We start from the raw sequence: 13716 nt of genomic DNA, 5'->3' as shown, positions 1-13716 counted from the left end.
TTATTGGGGGGGGGTGATGAGAGTTCTTCATGCGGCAGAAACAATCAAAGGGGGAGTGGCTACGGTCCTTCGTCAGTTAGCCAAAAGTCAGATTGCTGATATAGGGCAGGACAAAATCTGTTGCTTAGTTCCTGCCGATCAGGTTTCAGAATTATATGGTGTCGACTCGAGGTCGATAAAACCTTTTCCTCGATTAGGGCGTGGGATTCGAGGTTTTCTACAGTTTTTCTTTATATTTACGGGGGTTGTATTAAAGCATCGACCAGAGGTGGTTCATTTACATAGTAGTTTTGCTGGTGCTTTAGGGCGATTGTCATTAATTTTATTATGGCCAATTTATCGGCCAAAAGTAATATATTGCCCGCATGCTTTCGCATTTATGATGACTGTATCTCGTTTTAAATCACGTATATATACCGTCATCGAAAAAGCATTGCTTCCTATAACTGATGTTGTTATTTGTGTCAGCCATTGTGAAAAAAAAATGGCTGTTGATGCAGGGCTTAATGAAAATAAATTGGTCGTCGTTCATAATGGCGTTCCGAGTAATAAAAATTACGTCAAAAAAGTCAATTCCCCTGAGGGTAATGAGCTTATTCAGCTGCTTTTTGTTGGCCGCTTCGACTACCAAAAAGGTTTTGATATTTTATCCAAAGCTATGCACCAATTAGAAGGTAAAGCATTCCATTTGACAGTTGTCGGCGACTTTGTGCTTGAAAATGAGAATGATAATATTCAAGATCTACCGCAGACGACGTATGCCGGCTGGTTATCCGCTGAACAATTGGCACCACATTTCTGTCGTGCTGATGTATTGCTAATACCAAGTCGATGGGAAGGTTTTGCAATGGTTCCGTTAGAAGCAATGAGCTATGGATTACCTATTTTAGCGAGTAACTGTAGTTCTTTCCCGGAGGTTGTTGAAGATCACATAAATGGCCGGCTATTTTCTCCTGAGCAAACGGAGGAGCTATGTCATATACTCGAAAGTACATCAAGAGAGGAGTGGCAGAGAATGGGGAATGCCGCAATAGAGACGTTCAGTAAGAAATTTACCGCGGACAAGATGATTGAGGCAACTAAAAAAGTATACCTTGATCTTGGTGCATGATATTTAAAGTGCAACAAAGATATTTTTCCTGGAATAGGAAAGTTGAACGCGATTCTCCTGATATATAATGTATTCTTCTGTTTTATAAAAATTATATTTTTAATCTGGCAGGTACTGGGCAGGAGTTATACTATGTTGGTTAATAGGCAAACAGCTATGAATGGTTTTCGTCGTGGTGCTCTACAGTCTAATGCTTCGCTAACTTCAATGATACAGCGGTTTTCAGACATTGCTATTATAAGTTTCTGTCTTTATTGGGCATGCAAGCTGTCAGGCAATGTATTTACCATGGAGTACTGGGTTGTAGTATTGATATCAATCGTCATATTTCAAATGGTAGGTGGGATAACCGAGTTTTACCGCTCGTGGCGTGGAGTCCGTGTTACCTTAGAGATCCAACTCATCATAAAAAACTGGTCTTTAAGTGTTTTATTAACTGTTGGTCTTATATCTTTTATCGATGGTTTTTATAGTGATTTAACGCTATATGCTGAGTGGTACCTCTTGGCATGTTGTGGTTTGATAGTTTCTCGCTCGATTATTCGTTTATTGCTTGGTTATATGCGAAATCTCGGGTTTAACACCCGCAATGTTGCGATCATGGGATCGCTCCCTGTTGGTATCAAGTTAGCCGAAACTTTAAATGATGCTCATTGGATGGGCTTCAAAGTCCTTGGAATATATGATGACGCATGTAACTCTATCGACACGAAAGTCGGAAAATGTGGTGATTTAGAGCAACTTATCAGAGACGCAAAAGATGGACGGATTGATAGAATTTATATTGCGATGCCAATGGAGCAAGAACGTTTAATCAAGGATACTGTAGCTGAATTATCTGATACAACTTGCTCGGTAATGCTTATACCAGATGTTTTTACTTTTAATATTCTACAGTCGCGTAGCGAAGAAATAAATGGTGTTTCTGTAGTTTCTCTTTTTGATACACCAATCAGCGGTGTCAATAAAATAATAAAGCGTGTAGAGGATATTATACTTTCGCTTGCAATATTAATATTTATTTCCCCTGTTCTTTTATTGATTGCGATGTCTGTTAAGTTCACGTCTCCAGGCCCGATTATTTTCAAGCAGAGACGTTATGGCATGGATGGGAAATCTATAATGGTTTGGAAGTTTAGATCCATGAGCGTTATGGAAAATGGAGATAAAGTTGTTCAGGCAAAAAAAGGTGATGCTCGGGTTACTGCCGTTGGTGCTTTCTTACGTCGGACATCGCTTGATGAACTTCCGCAATTTATAAATGTGTTGATGGGGGACATGTCGATTGTTGGACCTCGCCCACATGCTGTCGCGCATAATGAGCAATACAGAAAGCTAATTAAAGGCTATATGCTTCGTCATAAAGTTAAACCAGGAATCACTGGCTGGGCCCAGATAAATGGATGGCGAGGTGAAACGGACACTCTAGACAAGATGCAAAGTCGAGTTGAATATGATCTCGATTATATTAGGAATTGGAGCGTTTGGTTCGATATCCGAATTATATTTCTTACGGTCTTTAAAGGGTTTATAAATAAATCGGCTTATTGATTGTGATTAATGGTTAGTATATTATAAGAAAATTTTCTTCATGAGAGCAAAAATCAATGAGTATTACAACACACACTATCGTTGATAGTAGCGAAAAGGAAAGACTCTTCCTAAATATTCTGAGATGGGGGATTGCATTTTTTTTCATCGCTACACCTTTCAATCCTTACGTCGGTGATGTGACTTTATATCTTTGGATTCCTCTGGTTTTCATGGATTATGAATTTATAAGAAAGTTGTCTACAGTATCTTTAAAAATATTACTGTGTTTTTGTGTGTGGACTGTCTTGTGCCTAGCATTTTGGCGGTATGATTTAGTCGTTAAGACATTTGCTCTAGTATTGGGTGTTGCATATATTCACAAAATAGGAAAGCCAGTTTTTAGTAAAATATATGTCTGTATGCTTATTTCTGTTATTTGGTGTATTTTACAGTTTTCATTATATGAGTTCGCTGGTACAAACTATTCTGCTGCAATAGGGCCAAAGGCAATATCGATTGCAATATGGGGCGACTATGCAACCAAAACTTTTACTAACCAATATGAAGTTTTTCTGTTGCCAAGAATGTCTGGGTTATCTCGAGAGGCTGGTTTTTTTGTTTCCCTATTAATCATCTCGTTTATGATAAGACTAAGAGATTTTAAGCTAAAGGCTTGGGAGATTGTATTATTTGCATTAGGTTATATTTTCAGTTTGTCTAAGGCCTCAGTTATACTGTTCCTTATAGCAGCTGTTTATCCTTTTCGGCGTATATTAGCTAAAATCCCTGTTGTGCTCACTTTTTCACTCTTTATTGTCGTTTTCGTTTCGATCGCAAACTATCTTAATGTCGGGATTCCTGCCTTTTTCTACGAAAATCAATCTATAGCACATCGCTTTTCTGCATCATATTTAGTTTTAAATATGAACGTACCGAGTTTCTTAATTGGGTGTGGAAAAGAATACGAATGTTTTACCAATTATCAGCCTATTGTTGATTATTTAGGTGGATTTGGTTTCAAGCCAAATGTGGGGCTTCTAGGTGTTACTATGGAGATGGGGGTTATTGGTCTCATCGCAATAGTATTTTTCTGTATGTATTTGAAATTAGATAGTTATGATGTTGTTATTTTGGTGCTTTTTACTGCCACTGTAACATTTTTCACTGTTGATAGTTTTATAATACTTACTTATTATTACATATACTCAAATCACACTAAGAATAAGAGTGATCTCATTTAAAGCTGCTTGTTAATATGGTGGTTTCTCTCTGGGAACAAGATCAATAAATTTATTCTGGAGGCAGAAAATGAAGAAAATTAGTCCTGATTTTTCTAAGCGAGAATCACTAAAGAACGGTATCGTTATGGCATTGGCTTCCATTGCTGCTATCGCAAGGACAGAAAATGCCTTTGCTGATAATTCGATAAAAAATGCAAGTACCGAATCCTTAGCTAGTAATTGTCCTGATATTGGTAGCTTAAAGAAACTTTCTCCAATCAGTCCTGGTCAACGGGTAAATGTACTCAGCTATTATCCATCACAAGGTACTACTGCAGTTAATTCCGTGATGAGAAGCGTAGTTGCTAACCATAAGCCGTCCGTGCAATCTCAACATTCTGGAGGTGGGGAGTTCTATTATGATGCTGATGACAATACTTCTCCTGATGATGGGGGAATGGTAATTGTTACAGATGATGGTAAGCGTTGGAAAAGAGTGTTTTCAAACGATGAACCTATTTTAGGCAGTTATTTTGGGATCAGCGACACACAAGATGATAATGGACCGGCGATTACTCGTGCTATTAATTTTTCCAGCAATCGTAAAATCGTTTTGCCGAGAGGAAAGCTAGTAGTTAAAACACCTATTATCTTTCCTTTAGACTCTGGGGCTAAAATAGATGGCTTTGGCAAGAAAGGGGGGACCGTCATTGATGTTCGCATGAATGAAGGCTACGAAAATTTCGGTGTCTTTCATTTTCCTGGGAAATCTAATAAATCTGCTAAAAGTCCTGGCTTCCGTGCTGTATCCATTAGCAATATTCAACTCATTGGAAACTTGAGCAAGTGTCATGGTTTTTTTCTGCAATATCAATATGCAATGCGTCTAGAACAGGTTACTCTGGAGGGGTTTGATGGTGCGGGGCTGTTTATCGACAAATGCCAAGACTCTGTTTTTGAACAAGTTGATGTTTTCAATTGCGGAAGAACATCTGGCGATCGAGCCAATTTAAAAGATGGCTTTGATGAGTCTAAAACGCTGGTTAGCCCAATAGTTATAATGTCATCTCTAAGAGATGATTGCAATTATCTTCGTTTTAATGATTGCCAATGGGAAGATAACCCTGTTTCGCCAATTTGTGATTTTGCCGGTGGCATAGAAAACTATTTCGTCAATTTGCATGCTGAATATAATGCGCATTGGGATGTCTCTGGAACTGAAGGCTGTACTCTTTTTATGCAGAGAAAAGGGACGATCAAAGTCAGTGGCGGAGGAAGCGATGAAATTAAATATCTTTTGAAGCATGTTTATGGTGAGTTTTATATTGATTCGCACCGGTGCAGCCCCGCGAAAAATATAAAGATAAAAACAGGCACGAACAGCAAGTTCACTTTCAAAGATGTAACTATTGATACAGTTGATGCAATATCCACCTCAGGGTTTAAAATTTTTAAAGACTGCATCTTTAATTCAATTGACTGGTCGAACCTTGATGGTGACGTTATTTTTGAAAACTGCCGAATCAAAAAGTCATTTTTTGCCAGGTCTGGTTCAAAGAAATTGAGGATAAGAGTTATTTCTTCTATTATCGACGGAGATGTTTTTATTGACCCAAAAGTACCGAATGTGCTAATTGATGATTGCATGGTTGCAGGTGATGTCCAATTTGGTTCAAAAAATGGGATGTGGCTAAATAATAATGTCGTCGGTAGATTTACCGTTCTTGGCGTAGAGTCACGCGTAATTATCCCTTCGATAAGACGCTTATTACTGCCAGGACCTCCAACGAACGGCCGCTTTTCTGTTGGTGATGTTATCGATAACTCCTTACCACAGAGTGGTAGTTTCATGGGGTGGGTATGTGTTGAAGCTGGCAGCCCGGGGATTTGGAAGGGTTTTGGTAAAATAGACGAGTAAATATTTTCATTTTTAGTGATATTAAATGTTCAGCTAATTTCTCTATATATCTGTGTATCTTTATGATCTTTTTATTTGTTGAGCAGCGTGTAATGCAATTTATTACGAAGGAGTGCGTTGACGATTGATTTCTGCTTGTTTAAGTGTATGCTGAATTAATGGACTTATTACCTTTTATTATCGCTAAAGAGTGTCCGATGTTAATTTGACGAGAGAATGTTCCTGCTAACGCATTGTTCTCTCGTGTACCCCTATATCGAAATTGATAGGCGCTATTCCTCCCCCTCCCTCCCTCCCTCGTAAGAAATAACATCTTTCCTGTTACTTATCTATCCCCAATGATAACGTTTTTCCCTTGATGCTGATGATGTATTTCCTCTCTGCGGTGTTCTTTTTTTGAGCTGCTCGTAAATTTCTCAATGTTTATTTTGTATGCGAAGCGAATCGTCGGTTACCGTTTGCGACTTATTTCTTTTACTCCCTCCATTGTGCATCTTAATAAAGATCTTATTCCCCGTCCATTCTTTGCTGTTTCCCCATTTCTATTTAAAATCTGCTCATGATTTAATACCATATATCGCGTGCTTTTAGAGAGAAGCGACAATTCATCGTAATTAAGCTGATGACAAAATTCATTCATAAATTATTTATATAACTCTTTAGGTTTGCTCTCCTCTATCAGGGAAAGGGGGGCTCTTTGGTAACAGGCGGAGACCGGAATTTTTTATTTTTAAATAGTTGCGAGAGTGATTATGTCATCGAGAAAATATATTCTCGGCACAGTTTGACCCCTTGTAACGACATGGGGGAGGTCAAATTTATTTTTCATTGAGTTCTGTGTTTACACCTCGAGATTATAATATTGTATTTTTTGGTTATAGCTAATTATTTCCCTGCTACCTATTTTCAGTTGAAGTTATGACTTATCTCTATTCTATATCCAGAATATAACTTGTGTGAAAGTCTTTTAGAGGTAATGCATTGTGCTGACTTCAGGATGTTGATGCTCAGTTTTTTTGGTGTATTTGTAGTGTTGCTACAGTTTTAATTGCTTATTAAAAGCATTATAATTTATTTTATTTATAACTATTTTGTTTTTTTATGTGATCTCAGTGTTTTTATAGATTTTTCTTGTTTAGGAATTTTGTGAGAAAAACATTATCCATGTTAACTATATGGTTTTTGTTTGCTAAAACCTTTCGCCGTCTGCCTTGACATAACCTGAATCTTATCCTTTCTTTTAATTCAGACAGCTTTGCTGTCTTTGTTTGGGTATAACCAGTCGGAATGCATTTTTAGCTGCATTATTAATGAGTTATATCTCTTTTATGCTTCCGATTTTTTTATGGCTTCTCAAGTTAGTCCTCTAAGGGGGGAATCATGGCTTCATTAGCGTATCAGAAAGAAGCAGCAGCTATTTTATACGCTGTTTTAGGGAAAAGCGCGTCACACGCTACGTTCGACTCAATAGGTGCGCAATTGCAGCGAGGTGAACTATCTGCCTCAGCATATGTTACTACTTTATTGACTTCTGCGGATGGTGTAGCCCTCTTTAACGGTTTATCAGATTTAAATGCTTTACAAATTGTTTATACAAAAATTTTTGGCTCTGCTGCACCCACCTCAACTTTGCAAGATTACCTGACGGGTAGTACTCTTGCCGAGGCAATGGCTAAAGTTGTAAATCAGGTTCTTGATTATTCGGGATTTGACTCTACTCTATCCGCTGCGCAGGCTAGTCTTGATCAGCAAGTAAATGCTGTTCTGTTCCCGTCGGTAAGCGCCGCTGCCCTTGGGCAAGGCGCCTCAGACGTGCAGGCTATCTATTATGTTACTGGGGCGGCTCAATCTGCACTTGGCATAAACAACTATGGAGCGGCCATTAATGCCGGTACGAAAACCTTCGTCCAGGTAGCGCAAGAAATAATTTTCTCTGCAAATCTGACTTCTCTTAGCAATACCGATTATGTGATTCGTTTATTTAAATGGGGTTACGAAAGGTCTCCCTCTGCGACCGAATTATCTAACTATGTCACTGAACTGACTGGAGGGACTTCTCGTGCAGAAGTTCTGATTCAAGTGATTGATTCTCTTCGTGGTACTGTTGCTTCAGGCGATACTACCGCGCAGCAACATTTCAATAGCGCGACTATCAGCTATCAGCCAGGGCAACTGCCTTCATTAAGTTATCAAGAGCAGGTTTCTGCAGTTTATCTTGCAGTTCCGCAGCGTGATATTGATGCTCGTGGATTAGATGATTGGAGTAAGTATTTATCGAAAGGAGCGATGACTTATAAAGGATTTATTGGGACCATATTGAAATCAAGCGAGTTTCAGAAGAAAGGTGCCCAACTAACGGGTGATGACTTTATACAACATGTTTACACTGGGGTACATGGTGTAGCTGCTACAGCCGCGCAGCTTTTGGTGTATAGCTCGTTAGGATCTGATAAGGCACTTATTACTCAGGCTATTATCAACGATCTGCGTAACTCGACGGCTACAGATAATATTACTGTAACCCAGCAACATGGTTTCGAGTTCGACATCGGTACCAGCCTGCTGTACAAAACCGCGGCGTCTCTGACGGCAACGGCCGCCGGCGGCAACGCGACGGGCACCGTCAACACAGGCGCATCTCACCAAATTAGCAATGCCGAAACGGCAGTGTTGACGGATGTGCAACTGAACGCCAATGCCGCCAGCATCGTGAACCTGAAGTTCGCCGACCACCTGGCGAATCTGACCATCAACGGCACCAGTGCAGCAACGGTCAACCTGTCTGACAACGGGGTTAACCCTGGTGTCGATATTACCGTTAACAATGGCAACGTGATTCTGAACGCCAGTTCCGGGAATGATGATGTCATCGTAACGTCGACGGCCAATATCGCCACGGGCACCGGCGACTTTAACCTTGGCAACGGCAACGACTCGCTGAAATGGGCGGGGAATGCGGCAACCGGCGCAGCCAACACCGTCGGCGCCGGCATCTCCGCTAATGGCGGCGCGGGTACGGACTCCATCTCCGCCAACTTCATCACCAAAACCGTGGTGACCAACCAAAACGCCTTGGGCGTTCGTACCAGCACCGTGACCAGCAACGCCAACAACTTCTCGAACTTCGAGCAGATCGACCTGACCGGCTATATCGGCAAGTCTGTCGGCACGCTGATTACGACGCCGCTGATCGGTTCACCGACTACCACCAGCGTGACCACGCCAAACAACACCTTTGACTTTGGCCTGACCAACGGCACGTCCACGGTCGAAGGCACCACCGGCGGCACGGTTACGCAGAACGCAGCGGCCACCAATCTGGGCACACAGGGGTTTGTGGTCTCCGGTCTGGCTAACGTCAACGTCATCAACGCCGCCGGCGGCAACGCCGCGCAGTTGGCAGTGAAAGGGGACGCGACCGCTGCCAGTACGCTGAACTTCACCTTTGTCCAGAACGCCACCGATCACTTCAATATCAACTTCGATGCGGTGAGTTCTGCCAACGTGAATGCCGGCGCCATCACTCTCAACAGCAGCAGCAGCGCCTTGTTGGGCACCGCTCTGACCACGGTTAACGTGGCCTCGGGCGGTACCGGCAGCTTTGACAATATTCTGTCATTGGCCGGCACCAATGCGCAGGTTCAGACCATCAACGTGACCGGTGATCACGCGCTGGATCTGACGGTGGGCAGCGGTTTCAGCAACGTGCGTGATATCAATGCGTCCACCAATACCGCGGGGCTGAATCTCGACTCCAGCCATGGCGGTACCGGTGACGGTATCATCATTCAGTTGCTGAACATTCTGCCGCTGAGCGTTGTCACCACCAACCTGTTGGCACCGGTGTTGACGGCGTTGGGCCTGAACGGTTACCAAATGACCGTAGAAGGTACCAGTGCTGCCGATACTCTGGGCGTGATTGGCAACACCACGCTGACCGGCGGCGCAGGTGCCAACACCTACGACATCAAGGCCAGTAACACGCAGGCGGGTGTGACCATCAAGGACTTTAATAGCCTCAAGGACTCGATTGTCGACGTGAACCATGGCGGCCTGACTATCTCCGATGACGCCAGCGGCACCGCGGTAGCGAACTACGGTACACGTTCTGCCGACACGTTGGATGCATTGTTGGGGACACTGGTGGGCGGTTTGACCAATGGCGTTATCGGCCTGCTGGGCGGTATTCTTGGCCTGGATAGCAGCAACTCGCTGACGTCGAAAGTGGGTGTGGCATCCGTTGTATTCAGCGGTGGCGGTAACACTGCCAGCTCTTACGTGATTATCGACAACAACGATAACCACTCGCTGGACCTCAACGATACCGTGGTATACCTGACTGGGCAAAACCACCAGCAATTGGTGGATACGCTGCACTACGCGTAAGTATGAATTCCAGTGGGTTATAATTCCCATTGAAACTGTTAGTCAATAAATAATACGGGGTGTATAAACACCCCGTATTCTTTGAAATTTGTGAACTACGTCATTATCTCTAATTTATTCCCTTTCGTACTAAACCCGCTTTGCCCCGCCTATTATTTACCCCACTGTTTTCATTTGTTTTTTTCTGTGGTTTGTGATGCGATTTTTTTTGCTTACGGCCTTGCTGGTATCCGCTTTCTCTACCTATAGTTAGGAAAAGTATCTGCAGTCTCGAGCATGTCTGGGGTGGGGTTCTTTAGGATTTATTTTATTTTTCCCTTTTTAGGATTTTCCTTATAAGAGTCCAATGCGGATTTTGACTGACAGTGCACATGATGTAAGGGCAGAAAGTGAATCAATTTATACCGCGCAATGAAATTGCGGATGTTATACGGACTCGCAGCAAGGTTTTCTGGACCGTTGGCATATTTACCGCATTTATTAATTTATTAATGCTAGTTCCTTCTATCTATATGCTCCAGGTTTATGACCGGGTGCTTCCTTCTCGCAATGAAATCACGCTGTTGATGCTGACGCTGATCATGCTGGGCATGTTCGGCATGATGTCGCTGTTGGAATACGTGCGCAGCATGGTGGTGATCCGCATCGGCAGCCAGCTGGATATGCGGCTCAACACGCGAGTCTATACCGCGGCCTACGAGGCGAATCTGAAAAACGGCTCGTCTGATGCCGGCCAGATGCTGAGCGATTTGACCAATCTGCGCCAATTCCTCACCGGCAGCGCGCTGTTCGCCTTCTTTGATGCGCCGTGGTTTCCAATCTATCTGTTGGTGATATTCCTCTTTAACCCTTGGTTGGGGCTTTTCGCTCTGGTCGGTGCGCTGTTGCTGATCGCATTGGCGGTGATCAACGAAATGGTGTCGAAAAAGCCGCTGGCGGAAGCCAGCAAGCTGTCGATTATGTCCGGGACGCTGGCCAGCACCAATCTGCGCAATGCCGAAGTGATCGAAGCTTTGGGGATGTTGCCCAACCTGAAACGCCGGTGGTTCGGTCTGCACCAGCGGTTCTTGAACAGTCAGCGCATCGCCAGCGAACGCGCATCGCGGGTCACGTCGATCACCAAGTTTGTGCGCATGTCGCTGCAATCATTGGTGCTGGGGCTGGGGGGCTGGCTGGCGATCGATGGGCACATCACGCCCGGTATGATGATCGCCGGTTCCATTCTGATGGGGCGAACCCTGGCGCCGATTGAGCAGGTTATTAACGTCTGGAAGAGCTACAGCGCGGCGAAGCTTTCTTATGGCCGGTTGGTCAAGCTGCTGGAAACGCATCCGCAACGGGGTACCGGCATGTCCTTGCCGCGCCCGGAAGGGGTGCTGGCCGTAGAAGGCGTCACCGCCACGCCGCCGGGATCCCAAGGCGATGCGGTATTGCATAACGTGAGTTTTTCCATCCAGCCCGGTGACGTGCTGGGGATCATTGGCCCGAGCGCGTCGGGGAAATCGACGCTGGCGCGTTTGCTGGTCGGCATTTGGCCGGTCAGTGAAGGGATTGTTCGGTTGGATAATGCCGACATCTATCAGTGGAACAAGGATGAGTTGGGGCCGTATATCGGCTATCTGCCACAGGACATTGAGCTGTTTGCCGGGACTATCGCCGAGAATATCGCCCGCTTTAACGATATTGACTCAGAGAAAGTCATTGAAGCCGCCAAGCTGGCCGGCGTGCACGAACTGATCCTGCGTTTCCCTAACGGCTACGATTCGGTGCTCGGCAACGGTGGCGCTGGGCTGTCCGGCGGACAGAAACAGCGTATCGGCCTGGCGCGCGCATTGTATGGCGACCCTTCGCTGGTGGTTTTGGATGAGCCTAACTCCAACCTGGATGATGCGGGCGAGAAAGCGTTGAACCAGGCCATTATGTTCCTCAAGCAACGTAATAAAACGGTGGTTCTGATTACCCATCGCACCAATTTGCTGTCGATGACCAGCAAGCTGTTGCTCCTGGTAAATGGCAACGTCAACGCATTCGGCCCGACTCAACAAGTGCTTCAGGCGTTAGCCAATGCGCAAAAAGCGCAGGCGCAACCGCCTCAGCAAGCGGTGAGGGCGGTAAATTCCGAGCCGGATGAAGGCAATATCCCGAAAACGCAAATTAATTAAGCCGTGAATTGCCTGGCGGCTTTATTGCCGTCCGCAGTTTAAAGGAGTTGGTATGTCGACGCACATTGGCGAGCCGCAAGACTCGTATATTGAAGAGATCCCGCAGGATGAACGGCGGTTTACCCGGATGGGCTGGTTGGTGGTGGGAATTGGTCTGTTCGGATTTTTGGCCTGGGCAGCGTTCGCGCCTCTGGATAAAGGGGTGGCATCGCCGGGATCGGTAACCGTTTCCGGCAACCGCAAAACGGTGCAGGCCCCGGCCAGCGGCATCATCAAGAATATCGCGGTGAAAGACGGCGACAAGGTGAAAGCCGGAGAAGTCCTGGTGCAGTTGAGCCAGGTGCAGGCACAGGCGCAGGTCGATTCCCTGCGCGACCAGTACTACACCACGCTGGCCACCGAAGGGCGTTTACTCGCCGAGCGCGACGGTCTGAGCAACGTCACTTTTTCCCCTATTTTTGCCCAGATCAAAACTCAGCCGCGCGTGGCTGAAATCATCGCGTTGCAAACGCAGCTGTTCGCCTCCCGCCGCCAGGGGCTGCAAAGTGAAATTGACGGTTATAAGCAGTCGATGGACGGGGTTCGTTTCCAATTGAAAGGCCTGCAGGATTCGCGCGCCAACAAGCAGATTCAACTTTCCAGCCTGCGTGAGCAGATGAACAGCATGAAGCAACTGGCGGCGGACGGTTACCTGCCGCGCAACCGCTACCTGGAAGTGCAGCGTCAGTTTGCCGAGGTGAACAGCAGCATCGATGAAACCGTCGGGCGGATTGGCCAGCTGCAAAAGCAGCTGCAGGAATCTCAGCAGCGTATCGATCAGCGTTTCGCCGACTATCAGCGCGAGGTCAGAACGCAACTGGCGCAAACCCAAATGGACGCCAGCGAGTTTCGCAATAAGCTGCAAATGGCCGATTTCGATCTGGGCAACACTGCCATCACCTCACCGGTGGACGGCACCGTGGTCGGATTGAATATCTTCACTCAGGGGGGCGTCGTGGGAGCGGGTGACCACCTGATGGACGTTGTACCCAGCCAGGCGACATTGGTGGTGGATTCTCGCCTCAAAGTCGACCTGATCGACAAGGTGTACAACGGGTTGCCGGTGGATCTGATGTTTACCGCCTTCAACCAAAACAAAACCCCGAAAATTCCGGGAACGGTCACGTTGGTTTCCGCCGATCGCCTGGTCGACAAAGCCAACGGTGAGCCTTACTACCAGATGCAGGTCACGGTCTCGCCGGAGGGCATGAAGATGCTCAGTGGCGAGGACATCAAGCCGGGGATGCCGGTGGAGGTGTTCGTGAAAACGGGGTCGCGCTCGCTGCTGAGCTATCTGTTTAAACCTATTTTGGATCGCGCTCATACTTCATTAACCGAGGAATAATT

At 45.3% G+C, this 13716-nt stretch carries 7 protein-coding genes; all 7 read left to right on the top strand.

Annotated features, from left to right (window positions below; genetic code table 11):
• Window positions 1-16: 16 nt before the first annotated feature.
• A complete protein-coding gene (locus ACJ8HN_RS10000; RefSeq protein WP_442523356.1) occupies window positions 17-1111 on the top strand; it encodes a glycosyltransferase in 1095 nt (364 codons plus the stop codon).
• A 156-nt stretch (window positions 1112-1267) separates the two neighbouring features.
• Entirely contained in the window at window positions 1268-2662 is a 1395-nt protein-coding gene (gene wcaJ, locus ACJ8HN_RS09995; RefSeq protein ID WP_442523561.1) for an undecaprenyl-phosphate glucose phosphotransferase, read from the top strand.
• Window positions 2663-2718: 56 nt separating this feature from the next.
• Entirely contained in the window at window positions 2719-3885 is a 1167-nt protein-coding gene (locus tag ACJ8HN_RS09990; RefSeq protein ID WP_051917650.1) for a hypothetical protein, read from the top strand.
• Window positions 3886-3952: 67 nt separating this feature from the next.
• Window positions 3953-5782, top strand: a complete 1830-nt coding sequence (locus ACJ8HN_RS09985; protein ID WP_442523354.1) for a hypothetical protein — start codon at window positions 3953-3955, stop codon at window positions 5780-5782.
• A gap of 1380 nt (window positions 5783-7162) precedes the next feature.
• Window positions 7163-10168, top strand: coding sequence for a beta strand repeat-containing protein (locus ACJ8HN_RS09980; RefSeq protein WP_442523352.1), 3006 nt, complete (start codon window positions 7163-7165; stop codon window positions 10166-10168).
• A 389-nt stretch (window positions 10169-10557) separates the two neighbouring features.
• Complete coding sequence (locus ACJ8HN_RS09975) at window positions 10558-12330, top strand: type I secretion system permease/ATPase (RefSeq protein WP_442523351.1); 1773 nt, start codon at window positions 10558-10560, stop codon at window positions 12328-12330.
• A 52-nt stretch (window positions 12331-12382) separates the two neighbouring features.
• Window positions 12383-13714, top strand: coding sequence for an HlyD family type I secretion periplasmic adaptor subunit (locus tag ACJ8HN_RS09970; RefSeq protein ID WP_060418365.1), 1332 nt, complete (start codon window positions 12383-12385; stop codon window positions 13712-13714).
• Window positions 13715-13716 lie beyond the last annotated feature (2 nt).

The organism is Serratia sp. CY29653, from assembly GCF_052169255.1.
Taxonomy (GTDB): domain Bacteria; phylum Pseudomonadota; class Gammaproteobacteria; order Enterobacterales; family Enterobacteriaceae; genus Serratia; species Serratia sarumanii.
Note: the sequence above shows the minus strand (reverse complement) of the source record. Positions and strands in the feature narration are given on the sequence as shown.

Coding starts and splice junctions, on each gene's coding strand:
- ACJ8HN_RS10000 (WP_442523356.1), top strand. CDS start 17: ATGAGAGTTCTTCATGCGGCAGAAACAATCAAAGGGGGAGTGGCTACG.
- wcaJ (WP_442523561.1), top strand. CDS start 1,268: ATGAATGGTTTTCGTCGTGGTGCTCTACAGTCTAATGCTTCGCTAACT.
- ACJ8HN_RS09990 (WP_051917650.1), top strand. CDS start 2,719: ATGAGTATTACAACACACACTATCGTTGATAGTAGCGAAAAGGAAAGA.
- ACJ8HN_RS09985 (WP_442523354.1), top strand. CDS start 3,953: ATGAAGAAAATTAGTCCTGATTTTTCTAAGCGAGAATCACTAAAGAAC.
- ACJ8HN_RS09980 (WP_442523352.1), top strand. CDS start 7,163: ATGGCTTCATTAGCGTATCAGAAAGAAGCAGCAGCTATTTTATACGCT.
- ACJ8HN_RS09970 (WP_060418365.1), top strand. CDS start 12,383: ATGTCGACGCACATTGGCGAGCCGCAAGACTCGTATATTGAAGAGATC.